Raw genomic sequence first — 19,081 nt, forward strand, 5'->3', positions numbered from 1 at the left:
TCTAGTATTCAAAATTTTAGGGTGGATTGTCAACTGTTAATCGCACAGACAACCATCATCCTTCAGAGGGAGATTGAAAGGGCAAAGGTAGACGCTCTGCATGTCCCCAAAATGCCTCTAAATCATAGTATTCCCGCTGTTCCGGCATCAGTACATGGGAGATAACGTCGCCATAGTCTAGCACAACCCATGTGCCTTCAGCTTTCCCTTCTTGACGAGCCGGGAGCCTATGGCAATGGTCTTCAGCTGCTTTCTCCATGGACTCTGTAATTGCTCTCACCTGGGTTCGAGAAAAGCCAGTGACGATGACGAAGTAATCAGCGATAAAAGAAACATCTGCGACCTGTAGCACCAAAATGTCGCCCCCTTTGCGGTCATCGGCTGCTTCAGCCAAGCATAAAGCCAAGGTTCGGGCTAAGTCTTGCGATGGTGACAAGGGAGTATTCAGGGTTGGTTGTCCAGAAGAATTAGAAACCAAAAGTTTGAAAAGGTATAGAGCTATTCTCTACACCTTAACTTAGGAAATTTGAGTTGTATGTCAAGATTGCTGAACCTCAATTGGATGTGTCTTTAAGATTGAAGTTCTAACCATGCCCAATTGCGAGTCAGCACCATGCGGGGGTGAATCAGACGCTGGGTTTTGACAAGGTGTTTTAGAGTAAGGTCACAGACGAGTGCAACGGCATGGTGAAGATTTTGGTAACTCATCTCGCGGGCTGCCTGGACTTTGGGCCGATCGCCCCGTCCTGGCTCTAAGCTGTCGGCCAGAAAGACCACGCAGCTTAAATCGCTCATCTGAGGTTGTCCAAGGGTATGGTTGCTGATGGCAGCTAGAATTTCAGTATCCGTAATACCAAAGGTTTCTTGAGCCACTACGGCGCTGACTTGGGCATGTAACAAGTGAGGATTGGCTTCATCCACAGGATCGGTGGGGAGTTGGTGCTTTTGGGCGAGTGCCAAGAGTTGTGCGGGCGGAAAATATTTGGCTAAATCATGCATCAGACCGGCCCTGGCAGCTTGCTCCTGATCGAGCTGATGTCGCTGAGCCAAGTCTCGGGCCATGGATTCGACTCTCAGAATATGTTGAATGCGAATCTCGGGGACATTCTCTTTAAGCCATTGGAGAACAGTATCTCTGGCCCAAGGAGCTAGATCAGGTTGCACAGATGTCATGGGATCAAAATCAATGGCGTATATCAAACTTGATGCAGGAATGATGCTGACGGACCCAGTAGGACTCCCAGCCCCTTGCCGTTCTCAAATCCTAACTGGAAAAGAAGTCTATAGCGAAAAAGCCTTGGCAGTTCTACCAAGGCTAGTCAAGTATTAAGAGAGACCAATGGTTTAGGGAGACTCCCCCTCAAGCCACAGCAATTTTGGGCAGTCTAACGGAATTGATCGGGTTGTAGTTTTAATCCTTTGCTGCTGTTGCGGGTCCGATTTTGCTGTTTGGTGATGGGAACGCCTTTACGGAAGGCTTTGCCGGTGCCGCCATCTGCGGGGTCGAGATGAGGTCTGAGATTCATCCCTGCCGTAAATTGGGTACCGTTTTGGGAACGATTCCGTTTGCCAAAAAGAGAGCGACCAATATTGACGATTTGCCCCAGGGAATCGTTGCCGCCATTGCCGACAAACGTATTGACGCCTTGAGTGGTTTGGCCACTGTTGGCAACCGTCAGGTTATCAAAAACAGCGTTGCGCGTGGTGGTGGCATCTTGTCCCGGTGGAACTGTGAACACGATGCGGCAGCTTGGATCGGCTTCAGATGTTGCACAAACGGTGTTGTAGCCATTCTCAGTGCCTGTTTGGAGTTCCAGCAAGCCGTCTGGGCGATATTCTTCTAAGCGTCGAGCAATTTCTTGACACCGCAGTTCGGGGGTCCAACCGCCTCCCATTTCAGCGGGGACGGCCCAGGCAAAGGCTTCGTTGGGACGACTTTTGGGGTTATACATGACGGTATAGTCACCGCTAGTATATTGGCAGAAAAAGCGAGTGCTGGAGGTTATATCTGGAGTGTCAGTGCGGATATCTGCATCTGGATTGTCGGGATCGACTCGCCCGCTGGTGTCGGGATCAACTTCAGGGATATCATCGACTGAGCTGTCTTGAGCCAGACTGGGATTGAAACCTGTACTGAGAATTGCGATCGCAATCCCCAAACTAGAGTGGGCTGCGATGCGAATTGCGCGTTGATCAACCCTCAAAGTCGCCATAGGAGTGCACCTCAAAATTCCTTAAAACAAGGACATCCAGATCCTCTGGAGCCCGAAAACACGAATGTGGGTAATCTGAGTCAATAGGATGACAACATTGATTCAGATTTTTTAGTAAAAACTGATATATCCCGTAATGACCATCGGATGATGACAATGTTCCACCGAACGCCAGGGAATGTCACAAAACTTTATTAATTATTGTAATTGTCGTATACTTCATAACGATGATCCCACCGGAGCAAGGATAGCCCTTACATGACAGCAAAGGTCACGCCCAAGTCGGTTCCATTTCATTTTCTCGGCCCGCCTGGGGCATTCAATCCAACCCTGCTGTTGTTCTTCGGTGCATTGGCGTTGCTGCTGGGGTCCACCTACGCTCATTACCAGCTGTCTTTACCCGGTTGGTGTACGTTCGTGGCGAATACCTTAGCGCTGCACTTTGCAGGCACTGTGATTCATGATGCTTGCCATAAGGTGGCCCATCAAAATCGCATCGTGAATGCTGCTTTAGGTCATGGCAGTGCATTGATCTTGGGGTTTGCGTTTCCGGTATTTACGCGAGTCCATCTTCAGCACCATGCTGCCGTCAACGACCCTGACAATGATCCCGATCATTATGTGTCGACGGGCGGTCCGCTATGGTTGATTGCCCCTCGCTTCTTCTATCATGAAGTCTTTTTTTTCAGACGTCGTCTTTGGCGCAAGTTTGAGCTGCTGGAGTGGTTCTTAAGCCGCCTATACCTGGTCACCCTAATTGTTTGTGCCTGTAAATTCGACTTTATTCACTACGTATTGAATTTTTGGTTTGTACCGGCACTGATTGTGGGGACCACTCTAGGATTCTTTTTTGACTATTTCCCCCATCGCCCATTTCATGAGCGCAACAGATGGCGTAATGCCCGTGTTTATGCCAACCCCGTCTTGAACGTTTTAATCTTGGGGCAAAACTATCATCTGATTCATCACCTATGGCCTTCTATTCCTTGGTATAAGTGTGAACCTGCCTATCACGCAGTCAAACCTCTATTGGATGAAAAGAACTGCCACCAGCGAATTGGCATTTTCCAGCGCAAAGGATTTCTTGGATTTGTCTATGATTTCTTCTTAGGTGTTCGCTTTGAACATACGGTTTCGACAGAAGCCCTCGAAGAAATGATTGGCGTTAACTCGACAGAACCAGAACTTCAGTTAGTTGAATCAGTTTAGTTATGTAGCCCTAAGACACTTTAGAAAAGTCGTTATCATCATCTTCTGTGTCATTATCCATCAGGCTCAGCAAAACCCCAGCAATGGGGATGGATAGGAATAAACCGACGAGGCCTGATAAACGTGAGCCGATCAGTAGCGCAAAGAACAATACGACTGGATTCATTTGTAATGAATTCTGCATGACTCGGGGCATCAGAATATTTTCTTCAATTTGTTGCAGAACAATACAAGCGATGAGCACCTGCATGGCTCTCCATAACCCTTGAGGCAAGAGAATCAAAGAGATTAAGCCGATCCCAATGGTCGCTCCGATGCCTGGAATCATATCGAAGATACCCGCAACCACTGCCAAAATGAGCGGTACGGGGACGCTTAGACTCAAAAAGACGAAAAAACTGGAGACTGCAAAAAATAACGCCAATAAGAAGCGTCCCCAGAAAAACCCTAAGAAATTCCGTTTCATCGCTAGGGTAAATCGGGTCCGAGACGCTTTGGGGAGTCCCCTGAGTAACCATTTCCAAATGCGCCCACCATCTAACAGCATGAAGAAACTGACGACCGCTACTAGAATAAGGTCGATTAGATTGTTAACGATGCCTTGAATGACCCCGACACTAGACCCAATACTTTCAATCACCTGGTCTCGAAATTTGGCTTCGATAGCCCCAAAGTCAATTTGGACATCGCGTGCCGCCAGCATCTGTTCAACTTGGCGACTTAACTGTTCCATGGCGTTCAAAAATTCAGTCACACTATTGACCAGCTCTTGTCCTTGAGAGAGGACGGCAAACAGAACTGTGATCAGGAGGCCAAACAGCAGCAGTAATCCCACCATAAAGACGACGGTAGCGGCAACGCCGTGGGGGAGAAACCGCTTCAGCCATTGGGTGGGATAGTTGAGGAGAAAGGCCAGAATGGCGGCAAATATAAAAATCAGTAAAATGCTTTGAAAATAGGCAAATACTTGAAGGGTGGCCCAACTTGAAGCAAATAAAAGCAAAAAACGAATGAGAACAGAGTTCGTCAAGCGATTTAAAAAGTATTTGCGGTAAGGAGCAGGCATAGAGACCAGAGGATAACCTACTCAACTATTGCATGCTCGGCTGAGCAGTCGCTTAATCTTATATAAAAGCCATAGATTGCTTCTAAGACGTTTCCATGTTCAAGATGGACTGTAAGCCTTCTCGGTACGAGGGGTGGAGTAGCTGTATACCCAGGTCTGTTTTAATTTTGGAGTTGCTGACGCGGCGACATTCTTGCCAAAAAGAATGGGCCATGGGACTCATCTGAGCATCTTCATAGGCCACAACAGCTGGGGGCTGAATCCCCAGTAATCGGCTGCCTTCTTCAATTAAAGTACTGGGTTCAGAGGGGAGATCGTCGGCAACGTTATAAATAGAGCCAGGCTGGGGGTTCAGCATGGACTGATAGACGGTCTGGACGATGTCATCTACATGAATTCGACTGAAGACATGGCCAGGTTTGAAGATATTGCGGGCAGTCCCCTTTTCGAGGCGATCCAAAATACTCCGACCGGGACCGTAGATACCTGGTAGACGGAAGATGTGAGTGGGTAATGCAGACTGTAAAAACTGGGTTTCAGCATGGACACGATTTTGCGATCGCACCGACTGGGGCTGGACAGAACTCTCTTCATCCACCCATGCCCCTTGGGAATCCCCATAGACACCCGTTGTAGACAGGTAGCCAAACCATTGCAAAGGCAGCTTTTCTAGGGTTGATAGTAGGTGTACAGCGACGGGATCATTGCCCTGTTGATCGGGGGGAATACTACTCAAGACATGGGTGACTCCCTCATAGGCAGCAGCAGGGGGTAAGACAGGATCGGTATCAAGATCATGGGCAAACGGAAACGCAGATAGTCCTGGAATGTCACCGCTGCGATTGGTAACATGTACCCGAATGTTGTCCTGGGTCAGCCGGTCCACTAATCGCAGCCCGGTATAGCCACAACCGAGAATTAACACTTTCATATCAGTCATAGATGCTTGCTGGTGGGGAGACGACGATCTGTGTAGCCAATGGTATGAGAGATGGAAACTGTGCCTTTAGGCAGCGACTTTCAGCCCTGCCATGCCAACCATAGACTTTTTTTCGCAAAAATCATCTCTTTGATTTAAACATTGCTTTGTGTTTGTGTAAAAAACTGGGCAGACTAAGAGCAAGACTTCAACTAGAACTTGCACAGAAGATGACTGCAACGATGACTATTGGTGAAATTGTTGAACAGGCAATGAGAAACGGCTATCTGACTCCAACCATGGAAGCAGAAGTGGGCCGGATCTGTGATAATGCCTCCGAGCTGGCTGTTGAAGAATATCAATCCCTCGATCGATTGATGGGGGCTCTGCTCACGGGCCAAGTGGTGGCGGTGCCTCGCAAACAGTTCATTAATGTCATGGAAGAACTGGTGCTGACTGAAGCGATAACCCGCGTGTCCAAGATTGAAGCAACGAGCAATCACACCTTGGACTTGGGCGATATTGCGGCCTATGCCCTCAATCGATTGCCACCCCTCTATGCCACAACGGAAGAAGGGGCAAACTATCAGCGTCAGCGAGCCAGACAAGAGCTGCTCGATCTGATTATTCAGCAAGTTGAAACCGCAATTTCCCGCAACCTGGATCAGCCGGACTTCTATCCTGATCGTCATGCGCTAGAGTCTGATCACCAAAAAGATTTACTGGGTCAAGTCAGCTCGTTGCTGCAAGCTTATGCCCCTGATTATGAGCAGCCTGTCAAAAGCTAAATAAAGATTGCTTTCAGGATTATGCGGCCTTTCCCTGATACGCTGAGGCTCTAGAATTAATCAATCAGATTCTAGCTTGAGCTTAAAATCAGCAGTTTTGGCCTATCTCTGTCCATGAATATCCAACATCGTTCTCCCCTATGGATTTACGACACAACGCTGCGGGACGGTGCGCAACGAGAAGGTATTTCTCTATCCGTTGAAGATAAATTAACTATTGCTCATCAGCTGGATAAGCTTGGTATTCCCTTTATTGAAGGGGGGTGGCCGGGTGCGAATCCGAAAGATGAACAGTTTTTTCAGAAATTAAAAACGTCACCCCTTCGTCAGGCTGAGGTCGTTGCGTTTTGTTCGACCCGTCGTCCAGGGAACCAGGCTGCAGAAGATCCGGTTCTACGACCGATTTTAGCGGCAGAAACGCGGTGGATCACCCTATTTGGCAAGTCTTGGGATTTTCATGTTACGGCTGGCCTTAAAACCACCCTGGGTGAAAACCTAGCTATGATTGCTGATTCCATCAACTACCTGTGCCAGCAGGATCGACAAGTGATTTATGATGCAGAGCATTGGTTTGATGGATATAAGCACAATCCAGCCTATGCTCTAGAAACGATTCAATCTGCGGTTCAGGCAGGGGCCAAATGGGTTGTCCTTTGTGATACCAATGGCGGAACATTACCCCATGAAGTTGCAGAGAGCGTCCAAGCAGTCAGGCAAGTGATTCAAGACTGTCAGGGAACGACTCAAATTGGCATTCATACCCATAATGATTCGGGAACGGCTGTCGCGAATGCGCTAGCAGCGGTGCAGCAAGGGGCTGAGATGGTCCAAGGGACGATCAATGGTTATGGTGAGCGCTGCGGAAATGCCAACCTCTGTACTCTGATTCCTAACTTGCAACTGAAGTTGGGTTATCGCTGTGTAGAACCAGAGCAGTTAGCTGAACTCACACCCAGTAGCCGATTGATTAGTGAGCGCGTTAATCTAGCGCCGGATGAACATGCCCCGTTTGTGGGGTTATCTGCGTTTGCTCATAAGGGGGGCATCCATGTCAGTGCGGTACAGCGTGATCCCCAGACCTATGAACATATTGAACCCCAGACAGTAGGTAACCAGCGGCGGATTGTAATTTCTGAGCAGGCTGGGCTGAGTAATGTTCTAGAGAAGGCAAACCATTGTGGCATTGCCCTGGATAAGCAAAATCCGGTGAGTCGACAGCTGCTTCAGCAGCTAAAGCAGTTGGAGCATGAAGGGTATCAATTTGAAGCAGCAGAAGCGAGTTTTGAGTTGTTGCTCAGGCAAGCGTTGGAGCAGCGACCTAGTTTGTTTGAACTCCATGGTTTTGATGTGCATTGCTACTGTGGATCTCTAGAGTCTCGCCAGCAAGGCGGCTTTAGCAGCACTGCCCTAGCGACAGTAAAAGTGGTGGTCGGTGTGCAAGAAATTTTGACGGCTGCTGAAGGGAATGGACCAGTATCTGCTTTAGATGCAGCCTTAAGGAAGGCGTTAGTAGATGTATATCCCAGTATTGCGAAGTTTCAGCTTACGGACTATAAAGTCCGAATTTTAGATGGTAAGCATGGTACCTCTGCTAAGACCCGGGTGCTAGTGGAATCGACTGATGGTCAGAATCGTTGGACTACTGTAGGAGTGTCCACCAATATTATTGGGGCCTCCTATCAAGCGGTGGCAGAAGGGATTGAATATGGATTGCTGCGTCCTTGCTTTAAGGATTCTGATGAGTGTCCTATTGGCATTAGAGCTATTTTGAATGATTTAAATTAAGCGCCCGTCAAGCATTCGGCTTAGACACTTAGATTTAGACACTTAGATTATGTGGTGGCTAAGTCTTGGAGCAGCACCTGGAGTCGATCTTGTTCAAAAACTGTAAAACCAGGTAGGAATTGAGGCTTTTGTAAGATTGCTAGGCTTTCTTCAGCTTTGTTCTGAGCAGATTTTTTGTCTCCTGCAGCTAGGTGTATGGCGGCTTCGGCTCTAAGAAGTGTCGAAGGATCAATCAGAATTTTTTCTTGAATTTGGTCTAGCCATTGCCTTGCTGTATCAGGATTCTGACGTATATGTGCTTCATAGTAAGCCCCTTCCAGCAACAAAGAGGCGCGAAAGAGTTCAGGATAGTAGGCATTGATTTTCAATGCCTGATCGAGATAGTCTCCTGCCTGCTGGATGTGGCCTTGGTCTAAGGTCATGTAATAGGCAATGATCAGGCCCGATATATGATCCATGGAGTTCTCGGGTAGTGCTAATACTCGAGTTTTAAGGTCCGGATCGATATCTTTTGGGCGAATTCCTTGTAGCAGAGAAGCGTTAAATTGATACAGAGCTAAAAATCTTTTGCCGGGTACGTTTTTTTGGGCCAAGTCGAGCATCCGACGACCATCGGTGGAGAAGTAACCGATTTTGATGGGGATGGTGTTCAAAATAGCCATATGTAGGCTGATGGCAGACACAAAGGTCAAACACCAGAGGAGAGAAAAGTTACTGATTAAATAGGGAGATAATAGTGGAAGAGTCCCGAGGCCAAATAAGACAAAAGAGGCTGCAGGACCACCCATAATCATGAGAAAAAGTTGTCTGTCTAATCGATGTAGAGATGTCGGGATAGGCTCAGCAAAGCCTCCTGCAAGCTGTTGACGGCACTTACGTAATTTGAGAGACCTTGATCCGTTCGAAAAAGGATCAATCGACCAATGGCGAAACGATAGAGTTCAGAGCCATTTGCCCATGCAAATAAGTAATGGCCCAGTTCATGGATGAAGATGGCGAAATATTGGTAGAGATAGAAAATTCCTAGAAAGATGAATGCTTCAACAATGTAAGGAAGGCCAGATGAAGGTATAGGCGGCAGTAACCACAGCCACCCGCCTATGATGACTAGCAGCGGTAAAAGGGTAATGACAGTGTCTACCCATGTTTTGTGATCTGGAGGAGTGTCCTGCTTGGATGCTGGCTTTGATGATTTCGGAGAAGTATATTTTTGCTGAGTGATATAGCGGAGAGCAACAGCTGTAATAAGGCTGTAGACGAGACCACATGTCAAACCACCGGCTAGGGCAGATATACCAAAGGCGTTATGCCCTAGGTAGAGATAACCCCCGAGCAAAATTCCTAGACATCCTCCAGCGAATAAAGCAAAGCAACTTGCTGGAACCCAACTCCATGCAGGCTGCAACCTTTGACGAAGAACATGCCACTGGCCAAGGCTGATGATTAGCGGAAAAAGGCAAAGCCTCACTGCAGCATCAGATGATGGTAATAGACGTGCGACCCACAAAAGCAGGAGAACAGAGATAATATATCCAGCAAAGCTAAACCAAATCCATTGTGCGGATATAGTCAACTTTCGACGGAGAACTAGCCATTGTGGTATGCCAACCCATAACCCCATAAACATTACGGCTTGGCCAATATAACTGTCGTAATTAGGTGCAGATTGTAAATCTGCCAGAATAATAGGTATGCCCAAACCTAGGCTATATGCCAAGCAATTGCACAGAATCCATTGCAGCCAGAATGTCCGATCTATGCGGCAGGTGGTTTGCATAAAAGTAGGTGAGATGTTGTTGGGTTGAATATGGAGCAGGACGAAGATTAATTGGAGCGATAAACGCTACCAATAACGTTGAATTTCTCGAATTAGCCTTATTCCTTTAACTCTTATTGTTCCCAAAGGCCATTCTGGAAAGGCTTTTGCCTGGGAGTCCTTCACTTTGAATGCTTTATCAGTGGTTGAATAAACACTAATCAGATGTAGATGGAGGTACTTGAAAAAGGACGCTAGGATTTTGGGTTGATGCTAACTTGCTGATGACTTCTAATGCGGTGAAAGCAAAGGTATAGCCTTCAGGGCAAGGCCAATCTTGGTAAGTTTGGGGTTGTGGTGTCGGTAAATCAGCTTTTGGGGGCAACTTCTGACTTGGTTGTAAGCTCTCGCAATAGTTCGTGACGACGATATGGGGCGAAGCTTTACCGCTTCGATTCAGGTTAGGCAGTTGGGATAAACTCAAATCACCCAAAGGATTGCTACTGGGCTGTTTGTTTGCAGGAGTAGGATTACTAGGGGAAGCGGGGGAAGGCCCACCCCAAGCCAAAATGATAAAACTCCGAAGCTTCTCTGTGGTTGGTGTACCAGACACTTGAAGGCCATGTTTGCCTAGTTTTGTAATTTGAAGCGTGTATTGATCTAGGGAAGGCTGGCGGGATACATCCGTTAAAAATTGTCCATGAGCCTGATAATATTGACCGCTGGCATTGGCGATAAAAATTAGGTTTTCTATCGCTTTTAATTCGGTGCTTGTAGCAGGTGTAGGTATGGGGATTGTGGGGGATGGGGATTTGGAGACTGGTGCTTGCGGGGTATCCTGTGGAGCGGGTTTCGGCGTATTTATGACAACAGCATCAGAGGGTGGGGATGAGGTTTGAGGGAATAACTGATACAGAAAGCCCCCTAAGACTAGGCTGCCTAGAAGGCCCGCACCCAAGAGTAGACGACTGTGGCTAGGCTGTTTGGGTTTTGGAGGGGTGTAGAGGTCTGCGATCACATCCTCAACATTCCCATATCTCTGATTTAACGCCGGGGCAATCATCTGATTCAAGACGGTCACCAAAGATGGCTCAAGCGTCTGGTTACAGAGCGATTCCCAAATCCAGACGCCATCTCCATCCATCAAATCAAAAGGAGATAGCCCTGTGAGGAGATGGATGCAGGTCACCCCCAAGCTATACAGGTCGCTGGCAAACTGAGCTTTCCCCCGAGCCTGTTCAGGGGCGATATATTCTGCGCTACCGATACTGGTGCCCGTTTTAGCGATGGCAGTACCCGTTAGCCGTTTGGCTGCACCAAAATCGACGAGGACAAGCTGCTGGTCCGTGGTTCGTCGAATGATATTGGCGGGTTTTATGTCACGATGGAGCAACTGATGCTGATGGATAAAGCTCAAGACTGGCAAGACGTCAGTGAGTAACTGCTGAACTTGTGGTGGACTAAATCGTTCTACGTCAGCTCGTTCCTGAGCCAGGTTTTGACCTTCGATATATTCTTGGATTAAATAAAGTTTGTTATCCTGCTCGAAAGAGGCTAAAAGCTGTGGAATTTGAGGATGATGGCCGAGTTCGTTTAGCAGTTGAGCTTCCTGGTGAAAGAGCGCAACGATCTTGTCTGGCTCCGGGAATTGAGAGGGCCATACTTGTTTGATAACGCAGGCGGGGTGATTGTCTTGGCCTTCATCAACGGCAAGAAAAGTGCGGCCAAATCCGCCTTGACCGAGGAGGCGAATGGGGCAGTAGCGATCCCACAACCGTAACGCAGTCTGACATTGCTCACAAACCGTTGCGGTTTCGGAATTGCTATGGTTACAAGCTGGATTTAGGCAAGCGATCATTCCATGAACACCCTTTCATCCCATGCTAACCGCTTGTTCAGTCAAGCCAAGTGATAATGCACCTAAAAATTAAATAGGTGTAAAGCCAGGAGGGCTTGGTGGATGACGATTTAGCTGAGAGGAATGGGGAAGACCCATTGCTGATATTGGGAGTCACGATTTTCGGTAATAGCCGTCAGTTTATCCCGGAGCTTTTCAGTAATCGGTCGGTCACTAGGCATTGTGTAGTTTTCGATCCGCTTGACTGGGGTAATCTTGGCTGCCGTTCCACTCAAGAAGACTTCATCCGCGATAAATAGTTCTGACTTGTCCACTGGGCGCTCGATGACTGGAATGCCTAGGTCGTGGGCAAGTTGCAAAACACTATCGCGAGTAATGCCTTCCAAAATATCTTGCTCAAAGCCTGGGGTAATAATTTTGCCATGCCGAACGATAAAAATATTCATGCCTGAGGCTTCACTGACTTTGCCCTGAGCATTCATCAGAATTGCTTCATCAAACCCAGATTCGACCGCTTCAGTCTTAGCTAGGGATGACGTAATGTAAGCTCCACTAATCTTGCCTCGCAGCGGTAAGCTGCGGTCTTCCTGTCGGAACCAGGAGCTAAGGCGACAGCTTACTCCTTCGGGAGAGAGATAATCCCCCAGCTCAATCCCATAAACAAAGAAATTCTTTTCGATGTTATGGAGTCTGGGCGCAATTCCTAGGTCGGAGGTATAGACAAAGGGGCGAATATAGAACGAGGTTTGGGGATGGTTTTTTTGGACAAATTCTTTGATCACCTGCTCGATTTTGTCTGCAGGTAAATCGAAGTGGAGTAAACGAGCACTTTGGCTGAGGCGTTGGCAATGTCGATCCAAACGAAAGAGCAGAATTTGATTGGGATTTTGTGGATCGGGTATACCTCGCAGTCCCCCAAAAGCGCCTGTTCCATAGTGAAGCGCATGGGTGGCAATGGAAATATTCGCGTCTTTGAAAGGGACAAACTGATGTTCAAAGTAGGCAGTTGGCAAAAAATTATGCATAACCCAGATCAATGCTCGAACAATTTAGGGAGGACAGCATCCATTCTTCCCTCTACCATTGGGAAATGGAACTGTCACCATCCTAATTGAGACTAACATCGATAGGCTGACACTCCTAAAGAAGCTTACAGCAATTCACTTCTAGCAGCTTCTAAGACTCACCCATTGGATTGAACGGCATGGGGAGCAGCGACAGGTAGAGACAGCGCTTTGACTTCAGCGGCATCGAGTATGGCAGCTTCACGGAGCTGTTCTCGCAAGTCTGGCATCACTGCTAACGCCCTAGTCCAGGCCGGAATCTGTGAGTTTCTGGGATCTGTGACATAAGCTTCGCCACCGTCCAAGATAATTTTTTCGAAGGTTTCAATGGTGACTTCTTCTTGGTGGCGATCAAAGTGTAAGCTGTTGAAACTGGCATCAATAAAATATTGATGAGCATAGTCTTGGGCCGAGCGGCGGAATTTGACCTGTAGAGCGTGAATATGATCTTTGGTCAGCACCACCTGCTCCGTTTCGGTCAGAGTGCGCAGAACGGATCCCAAAATGTCGCGGCACATTTTTTGTAGGCCTGATTGATCCGAGGTCCCAAGCTGTTGATGCTTATGCTCAAACACGCCTAAATCAACTTGGGAAATACGGCGGTGAGCCAGATTTCGATAGACTTCAGATAATAGGCCAATTTCTAATCCCCAATTGCCAGGAATGCGAGTTTGTAAAGCCAGATCATGGGTTAACGCAAACTCCCCCGATAGGGGATAGCGGAACGCATGCAGGTATCGCAAATAATCTCGATCACCCAGTAATGCTGTAAGAGATGTGAGCAGTGGAGCGACGAAGAGGCGGGTGACGCGGCCATATAGGCTGCGGGGATAGTGGCCTAAGCGGGCATAGTACGCCTTATTAAAGGCAATACCGAATTCTTTTTCTAAAAGCGGATAGAGCAGCTTCAGAGGGTAGGACCGATCGTAGGTGGTAATGTCGGCATCGTGAAGTGCGATCGCATGGGCTTCCAAGGACGCAACCCCTAGGCCCAACCATACTGCCCGACCTTTACCCTTATATTTCAGTAAATCTAAGCCTTTTTCTTTCAGCTTTTCTAAAGTTTGGCTGATGGTCGGGCCATTTTCCCAAATAACATAAGTCTTTTGTGGGAGGACGCTAAAAAATCGAACCGCCTGGGCATATTGCTGCAGACTATCAGCGTAGAGACAAATGACAACCGTTTGAACAAAGGCACAGTCCTTCAGATGATCGCAAATCTGCCCTAAAGCCGGTCGTTCCAATTCTGAGTAGAGAGCCGGAATTAAGACAGCGGCGGGGCTTGACTGGGTCAGTTCCGTGAGTCGGTTCTCTAAGAATGCCAAATCACAATCAAAATCGTGAATGGTCGTGATTAAGTCTTGCTTATAGTCCATGCAATGGCCTAAATACTTGAGCGGTAGTACTTAATAAATACATTGTTAAATTTTTGGTGGTATGTCAATGTTACCTTTGCTACAAAATTTTTAATATCTATTCTTGCAAAATAGCGTACATCACTGATACCAGGTGTATTGAAAGATACTCGCTCCTTCTCACTTAGCTCAACCCAGGGCTAGAGTTAAAAATTGATTAATACGATACAATTAGCGATTCTCATTTGGATCAGGCTAGCTCCATAGTTCCCAGCCGTCACAAAAATTGCCTATTTTGGGATGCCCATGATTGATCGAGCCCAACAGCATCAAGCCTTCACCATCAAAGTGAAAGCCCTGCTGGAAAGAATTTATGGTCCAGATTCTCTAGAACCATTACTCGAAAAGCTGTTCGAACTGTTACAACCCCATTTCGCGGATTCCATCTCTGAGAATTTGTATAAGTGGAGTCAAGACAACATTCTGTTGATTACCTATGGAGATACCATTTGCTCGCAGAATGGTCACCCTCCTTTGGGCACATTACATCACTTCCTTAAGACCCATCTGCAGGAGGTGGTGACTGGGGTGCATATCTTACCGTTTTGTCCTTTCAGTTCTGATGATGGTTTTTCGGTGATCGACTATAAGGCTGTCAATCATGAGCTGGGCACTTGGGATGATATTCAGCAGATTGCTCAGTCCTTTGAACTTATGGCTGATTTGGTGCTTAACCATGTCTCTAGCCAAAGCCAATGGTTCCAGAATTATTTGCGGGGTATTGAACCGGGCCGAGACTATTTTGTCGAAGTCGATCCGGAGACAGATGTCTCTAGCGTCGTCCGACCTCGGAGTTCGCCATTACTGGTCGAAGTGGAGACCCTAGCAGGACCCAAGTATGTTTGGGCCACCTTTAGCGCCGATCAAATTGACTTAAATTTTGCGAATCCCAAGGTTCTCCTCGAATTTACTAAAATTCTGCTGTTTTATGTGCAAATGGGCGCCAAGTATATTCGCTTGGATGCCATTGGTTACTTATGGAAGCGGTTAGGGACCTCCTGTATTCATTTACCTGAAACCCATGCCATGGTCCGATTGTTTCGGGAAATTCTGGAAATGGTGGATCCATCGGTGGCGCTGATCACTGAAACCAATGTGCCCAACCGTGAAAACCTCAGCTACTTTGGCAATCGCAATGAAGCCCATTTAATCTACAATTTCAGCTTGCCGCCCCTGATTTTGAATGCGTTGCTCCAGGGTAAGGCTGAGCATTTAAAGACCTGGATGATGAGTATGCCCCCAGCTCCTTTGGGATGTGCCTATTTCAACTTTACGGCCTCCCATGATGGAATTGGGTTGCGACCGACGGAAGGCTTATTGACTGAGACTGAATATCAAACGCTCCTCCAATGTATGGAAGACTTTGGTGGCACCCTTAGTATGCGCACCAATGCTGAAGGGATTGATTCACCTTATGAAATTAATATTTCCTTTTTCGATGCTCTGCAAGGCACGGCCAAAGGCAAGGATCAGTGGCAGATAGAACGCTTTATCTGCTCCCAAACGATCATGATGTCTTTGGAAGGAATCCCAGCCTTTTATATTCATAGTTTGTTGGCCACCCATAATGATTGGGAGAATGTCCATCGTACAGGGCGCAAGCGGTCCATTAATCGCCATCAATGGTCTCTCCCTGCTTTAGAACAGCAGTTAGAGGATGAACAATCTCCCCATGCCATTGTCTTGAAAGAGTTGACTCGGCTCATCAAGATTCGCCGCCAACAAGATGCCTTCCATCCCAACGCCACCCAATACACCCTGCATTTGCCCAATAAAGCGTTATTTGCGTTTTGGCGACAAAGTATGGCCCGCGATCAGAGCATTTTTTCAATTCATAATCTCAGCGATCGCAAACAGAAACTGAAGCTCTCGGACCTGAACCTAGTCACCATTGATCCTTGGTATGACCTGATTAGCGGGTCTTGTATTCGAGGCATTTATGACACTTTGCTCTTGAACCCCTATCAATCCCTATGGATTACAAATAAGTTTGAAGGCCTTGAAGCCGATGGGCAAACCTGTCACTTAGGAGTCGAAGGAGACGATGACTAACGCGGCGTCTTATTTGGTTTTTACAGACTTAGATGGCACGCTATTAAATCATGATGACTACCGATATGATGATGCGTTGCCAATGTTGGCCTGGTTAAAAGATCATCAGATTCCAGTCATTGCCGTAACTAGTAAAACACGGGTCGAAGTGGAGGAGCTGCTGCAAGCCCTCTCCTTTGAGGAGCCCTTTGTGGTGGAAAATGGCAGTGGTGTCTTTATTCCCTACAATGATCAGCGGTTTGATCTCTCCCACACAGATGTTGCTCAGCAGGAGCAGCATCAGCGCTTGTGTTTGGGATGTACCTATGATCAGGCTAGAACCGGACTTAAAACCCTTTCCCAGAGACTGAATCAGCCACTCCAGGGTTTTGGGGATATGACGGTGGATGAGTTAATTGCCTTAACCGGTCTAAGCTCAGATGATGCACTTAAAGCTCAAACCCGCGAGTTTACGGAGCCCTTTGTCAATCCAGGGCTAGACGCTAAAGAATTAGAACAGCATGTGGCTGCAATAGGGTTTCAGGTCTTGGTGGGCGATCGCTTCTGCCATCTGATTGGAGTAGGGGCGGGCAAGGGCAAAGCGGTTAATCTTTTGGTGCAGTGCTATCAAGTGCCTCAGGGACCCGTTAAGACCGTAGGACTGGGAAATAGTCCTAATGATTTAGCTATGTTAGAAGTCGTCGATATTCCGATTGTGATTCCAGGCGTAAAAGGCCCCCATCCAGGATTAGCGGATCGAGGTTGGCAGATCGCACCCGCTACAGGTGCCAAGGGTTGGTCGATGGCGATGGAACAGGTGCGTGATCAGTATTGGTCATAGGAATTGAGAATGTTTCTGATCTGCCGTCATGGCCAATTCTGAGAGTCTTTCATAAAGTTCTTATCGTTTCCTCAGATACGGGTTGGGATAGCCTCAGTCACGTTAGCGAAGCTAATGACTGTTAGTCCATTCCCTACCCTACATACCCATCATGAACGGATGCTCCTTGGCCCTGAAATCGAATCTGAATCAGAAACGCTATGGACCCACCTCTCTCTGGTTCTGGATTGTAACCGTAGTCGGGATCTTGGGTGTTTTAGCGATGACAGATCACCTGCCCTCTTTGAGCTTGCAAGTATTCACTGTCGAGGGTTTTCAGAACTTTGTAAACCAGATAGGTCCTTGGGGACCCATCGCTTACATTGGGTTGTTGATTATTTCGGTGGTAGCTAGTCAAATTCCGGGTGCACCGCTTGCGATCGCAGCCGGCGTATTGTGGGGACCCTTAACAGCAGGTGTGTATACCATCATCGGCGGATTTTTAGGAGCAGTCCTTGCTTATAGCTTAGGCAAGTACCTGGGACAATCCTTCTTTCAAACCCTTACGGGTAAGAGGATTATCATTTCTCCCGATTTAGCCACGAATCTAATGGGCTGGTTTATTTTTGTCAGCCGTCTACTCCCGGTGCTCTCCTTCGATTTAGTGAGCTATGGAGCCGGAATGGCCGGTTTATCGTTCCCCATTTATGCTGCGGCGACATTGGTAGGCATGATTCCATCCACGCTCCTCCTAACCTACATGGGCGGTACCGCCGATCCATCTCAGATGCTGGGACTCACTGGCTTACTCTTGGTGAGCATCATTGGTCTCCCGATTGTAATTGTTCGTCTGACGGGTGACCGCCTCACAACGCTAGTCAAAATTGAGCCCGCATAAGGATATAACGTTTAGACCTTATGGAGTCGGTGTTTTGCGTGAGCCCTTACGACTACTTTTCCAAGTTGCAAATATCAGGCATGCTAGGCCCACATTGATTGAGATATCTGCAATGTTGAAGACCGGAAATTGAATAAGGCGGAAATCTAAAAAGTCAATCACTTCACCCAAAAAGATCCGATCAATCCCATTCCCTGCTGCCCCACCTAACAAAAACCCATAGCCTGCTTGTTCCCATTGGGGGAATCGAGGTCCAAATAAGCCCAGCCCAATGAGTCCCAGACAAACCAAAAACGATAACCAAGGTAAGAGCGGACTATCTTTGAACAAGCTAAAGGCTGCTCCATCATTGGTCACGTAAGTGAAATGGAACACGTTCTGAATCAGAGGCCAAGTGTCAGGTTGTGCAGGGGGTCTTCGTAGTTCGAAGTTCTGAGTGACCCAAAACTTAGTAAGCTGATCGGCCCCCACACTCAGCAGGGCAGATGCCCAAAACAGCAATTTTTTCCAGCGCATAGGTCAATAGAACAAGATTCGTCGAAGCAAAAATGCGATGAGAGCAGAGGCACACATGACAATCAACTGTCCAGGAAAGGGCAAAATCGAGAACTGCCAGATCGAGGCCCCCCAACTTAAAGAAGATAACTGTAACAGAGATAATCCCGTCAGATAAACAATGCCAAATAAGTGAATTGTCAGCAGTCCGCACAGGCAACTCAGTAATAAAATCTCGATGCGACTCTTTTTGCTGCGAAAGGCCAAATATCCACAAACCCATGCACCAGGTAAAAAGCCGAGTAGATAGCCAAAAGTAGGCTCTTGTACATAGCCTAGCCCACCCCCTTGGGAAAATACTTGGACGCCACTTAGCCCCAAGACCAAATAGGCAATTTGGGAGAGCGCTCCTGCATTTTTACCTCCCAAGCACCCTACGAGTAAAACAGCTCCTATTTGTAAAGTTGTACCTAAGGAGTAGAGATCGATCTGATTCCAATCAATCGGCCATGTTGACGGGACAGGGACCGCAACCTCAATGAAAACCCCATTGATGGTTAACAAGAGTCCGATAATTGCCCATAGAAGTTCATCAAAAGTGGTCAGCACGGGGTTGGAACGTAATAGAGAGTGTTTGGACTCGTAGTTCAAAGAAGCAATGCGGTCATCCATTAGGAATAGATTAGGAGAGGATTGGACAATCTAGTGCAACTTTTTGTCGCTCAGCAGTGATGCGTACGAACGAAAACTACGCTGTTATCTGT

The 19,081-nt window shown here is 47.4% G+C and carries 18 protein-coding genes; 6 read left to right on the forward strand and 12 right to left on the reverse strand.

Annotation, left to right across the window (positions count from 1 at the left end; all coding sequences use genetic code 11):
* Positions 1-55: 55 nt before the first annotated feature.
* The 3 genes from rsfS to ON05_RS19995 all read right to left on the reverse strand — a co-directional run bounded on the left by rsfS (position 56) and on the right by ON05_RS19995 (position 2,213).
* Positions 56-478, reverse strand: a complete 423-nt coding sequence (rsfS, locus tag ON05_RS19985) for a ribosome silencing factor (RefSeq protein ID WP_010476819.1) — start codon at positions 476-478, stop codon at positions 56-58.
* A gap of 92 nt (positions 479-570) precedes the next feature.
* Entirely contained in the window at positions 571-1,173 is a 603-nt protein-coding gene (gene yqeK / locus ON05_RS19990) for a bis(5'-nucleosyl)-tetraphosphatase (symmetrical) YqeK (protein ID WP_010476820.1), read from the reverse strand.
* Positions 1,174-1,385: 212 nt separating this feature from the next.
* Complete coding sequence (locus ON05_RS19995) at positions 1,386-2,213, reverse strand: COP23 domain-containing protein (protein WP_010476822.1); 828 nt, start codon at positions 2,211-2,213, stop codon at positions 1,386-1,388.
* 258 nt (positions 2,214-2,471) lie between these two features.
* Between ON05_RS19995 and crtR the strand changes: the two genes are divergently transcribed.
* A complete protein-coding gene (gene crtR, locus ON05_RS20000) occupies positions 2,472-3,422 on the forward strand; it encodes a beta-carotene hydroxylase (RefSeq protein WP_010476823.1) in 951 nt (316 codons plus the stop codon).
* Between the two features lie 10 nt (positions 3,423-3,432).
* Here the strand turns inward: crtR and ON05_RS20005 are convergent, their stop codons facing one another.
* Positions 3,433-4,488: an AI-2E family transporter gene (locus tag ON05_RS20005; RefSeq protein ID WP_010476824.1), complete on the reverse strand. Its 1,056-nt coding sequence runs from the start codon at positions 4,486-4,488 to the stop codon at positions 3,433-3,435.
* A gap of 82 nt (positions 4,489-4,570) precedes the next feature.
* Complete coding sequence (locus ON05_RS20010; protein ID WP_010476826.1) at positions 4,571-5,428, reverse strand: SDR family oxidoreductase; 858 nt, start codon at positions 5,426-5,428, stop codon at positions 4,571-4,573.
* Positions 5,429-5,649: 221 nt separating this feature from the next.
* Between ON05_RS20010 and ON05_RS20015 the strand changes: the two genes are divergently transcribed.
* Together ON05_RS20015 and cimA are read left to right on the forward strand one after the other, a co-directional pair.
* Positions 5,650-6,195 (forward strand): late competence development ComFB family protein, encoded by a 546-nt coding sequence (locus tag ON05_RS20015; RefSeq protein ID WP_010476828.1) that lies wholly within the window; start codon positions 5,650-5,652, stop codon positions 6,193-6,195.
* Positions 6,196-6,309: 114 nt separating this feature from the next.
* A complete protein-coding gene (gene cimA, locus ON05_RS20020) occupies positions 6,310-7,980 on the forward strand; it encodes a citramalate synthase (RefSeq protein ID WP_010476829.1) in 1,671 nt (556 codons plus the stop codon).
* 47 nt (positions 7,981-8,027) lie between these two features.
* Here the strand turns inward: cimA and ON05_RS20025 are convergent, their stop codons facing one another.
* From ON05_RS20025 to ON05_RS20045, 5 genes are all read right to left on the reverse strand, one after another.
* The gene (locus ON05_RS20025; RefSeq protein WP_262562035.1) at positions 8,028-8,642 is read right to left on the reverse strand and encodes a hypothetical protein; all 615 of its coding nucleotides are present in this window, start codon (positions 8,640-8,642) and stop codon (positions 8,028-8,030) included.
* A gap of 149 nt (positions 8,643-8,791) precedes the next feature.
* Positions 8,792-9,697 carry a hypothetical protein gene (locus ON05_RS20030; protein WP_039781161.1) on the reverse strand — a complete coding sequence of 302 codons (906 nt, stop codon included), beginning with the start codon at positions 9,695-9,697 and terminating at the stop codon, positions 8,792-8,794.
* A 256-nt stretch (positions 9,698-9,953) separates the two neighbouring features.
* Entirely contained in the window at positions 9,954-11,594 is a 1,641-nt protein-coding gene (locus tag ON05_RS20035; RefSeq protein WP_010476832.1) for a serine/threonine-protein kinase, read from the reverse strand.
* A gap of 110 nt (positions 11,595-11,704) precedes the next feature.
* Positions 11,705-12,619 (reverse strand): branched-chain amino acid transaminase, encoded by a 915-nt coding sequence (locus tag ON05_RS20040; RefSeq protein ID WP_010476833.1) that lies wholly within the window; start codon positions 12,617-12,619, stop codon positions 11,705-11,707.
* A 158-nt stretch (positions 12,620-12,777) separates the two neighbouring features.
* Positions 12,778-14,034: a hypothetical protein gene (locus tag ON05_RS20045; RefSeq protein ID WP_010476834.1), complete on the reverse strand. Its 1,257-nt coding sequence runs from the start codon at positions 14,032-14,034 to the stop codon at positions 12,778-12,780.
* A 285-nt stretch (positions 14,035-14,319) separates the two neighbouring features.
* On the opposite strand from ON05_RS20045, the gene ON05_RS20050 reads away from it, so the two are divergent.
* The 3 genes from ON05_RS20050 to ON05_RS20060 all read left to right on the forward strand — a co-directional run bounded on the left by ON05_RS20050 (position 14,320) and on the right by ON05_RS20060 (position 17,822).
* On the forward strand, positions 14,320-16,125 hold the full coding sequence (locus ON05_RS20050) for a sugar phosphorylase (protein ID WP_039781164.1): 1,806 nt from the start codon (positions 14,320-14,322) through the stop codon (positions 16,123-16,125).
* Positions 16,118-16,945: a mannosyl-3-phosphoglycerate phosphatase gene (locus ON05_RS20055; protein WP_010476837.1), complete on the forward strand. Its 828-nt coding sequence runs from the start codon at positions 16,118-16,120 to the stop codon at positions 16,943-16,945. Before ON05_RS20050 ends, ON05_RS20055 begins: the two co-directional genes overlap by 8 nt.
* Positions 16,946-17,111: 166 nt before the next feature.
* A complete protein-coding gene (locus ON05_RS20060; RefSeq protein ID WP_010476839.1) occupies positions 17,112-17,822 on the forward strand; it encodes a TVP38/TMEM64 family protein in 711 nt (236 codons plus the stop codon).
* Between the two features lie 18 nt (positions 17,823-17,840).
* Here ON05_RS20060 and lspA read toward each other — a convergent pair whose 3' ends face one another.
* A complete protein-coding gene (gene lspA / locus ON05_RS20065) occupies positions 17,841-18,338 on the reverse strand; it encodes a signal peptidase II (RefSeq protein WP_010476840.1) in 498 nt (165 codons plus the stop codon).
* Positions 18,339-18,341: 3 nt separating this feature from the next.
* Positions 18,342-18,989 (reverse strand): biotin transporter BioY, encoded by a 648-nt coding sequence (locus ON05_RS20070; protein WP_010476841.1) that lies wholly within the window; start codon positions 18,987-18,989, stop codon positions 18,342-18,344.
* Between the last annotated feature and the right edge of the window lie 92 nt (positions 18,990-19,081).

It is taken from the genome of Acaryochloris sp. CCMEE 5410, from assembly GCF_000238775.2.
GTDB lineage: Bacteria > Cyanobacteriota > Cyanobacteriia > Thermosynechococcales > Thermosynechococcaceae > Acaryochloris.

What these genes read in the sequence shown, in the direction of transcription:
- ON05_RS20015 (WP_010476828.1), top strand. Translation starts at nt 5,650, where the DNA reads ATGACTATTGGTGAAATTGTTGAACAGGCAATGAGAAACGGCTATCTG.
- ON05_RS20070 (WP_010476841.1), bottom strand. Translation starts at nt 18,989, where the DNA reads ATGGATGACCGCATTGCTTCTTTGAACTACGAGTCCAAACACTCTCTA.
- crtR (WP_010476823.1), top strand. Translation starts at nt 2,472, where the DNA reads ATGACAGCAAAGGTCACGCCCAAGTCGGTTCCATTTCATTTTCTCGGC.
- yqeK (WP_010476820.1), bottom strand. Translation starts at nt 1,173, where the DNA reads ATGACATCTGTGCAACCTGATCTAGCTCCTTGGGCCAGAGATACTGTT.
- ON05_RS20010 (WP_010476826.1), bottom strand. Translation starts at nt 5,428, where the DNA reads ATGACTGATATGAAAGTGTTAATTCTCGGTTGTGGCTATACCGGGCTG.
- cimA (WP_010476829.1), top strand. Translation starts at nt 6,310, where the DNA reads ATGAATATCCAACATCGTTCTCCCCTATGGATTTACGACACAACGCTG.
- ON05_RS20040 (WP_010476833.1), bottom strand. Translation starts at nt 12,619, where the DNA reads ATGCATAATTTTTTGCCAACTGCCTACTTTGAACATCAGTTTGTCCCT.
- ON05_RS20005 (WP_010476824.1), bottom strand. Translation starts at nt 4,488, where the DNA reads ATGCCTGCTCCTTACCGCAAATACTTTTTAAATCGCTTGACGAACTCT.
- ON05_RS20055 (WP_010476837.1), top strand. Translation starts at nt 16,118, where the DNA reads ATGACTAACGCGGCGTCTTATTTGGTTTTTACAGACTTAGATGGCACG.
- ON05_RS20050 (WP_039781164.1), top strand. Translation starts at nt 14,320, where the DNA reads ATGATTGATCGAGCCCAACAGCATCAAGCCTTCACCATCAAAGTGAAA.
- ON05_RS20045 (WP_010476834.1), bottom strand. Translation starts at nt 14,034, where the DNA reads ATGGACTATAAGCAAGACTTAATCACGACCATTCACGATTTTGATTGT.
- ON05_RS19995 (WP_010476822.1), bottom strand. Translation starts at nt 2,213, where the DNA reads ATGGCGACTTTGAGGGTTGATCAACGCGCAATTCGCATCGCAGCCCAC.
- ON05_RS20035 (WP_010476832.1), bottom strand. Translation starts at nt 11,594, where the DNA reads ATGATCGCTTGCCTAAATCCAGCTTGTAACCATAGCAATTCCGAAACC.
- lspA (WP_010476840.1), bottom strand. Translation starts at nt 18,338, where the DNA reads ATGCGCTGGAAAAAATTGCTGTTTTGGGCATCTGCCCTGCTGAGTGTG.
- ON05_RS20025 (WP_262562035.1), bottom strand. Translation starts at nt 8,642, where the DNA reads ATGGCTATTTTGAACACCATCCCCATCAAAATCGGTTACTTCTCCACC.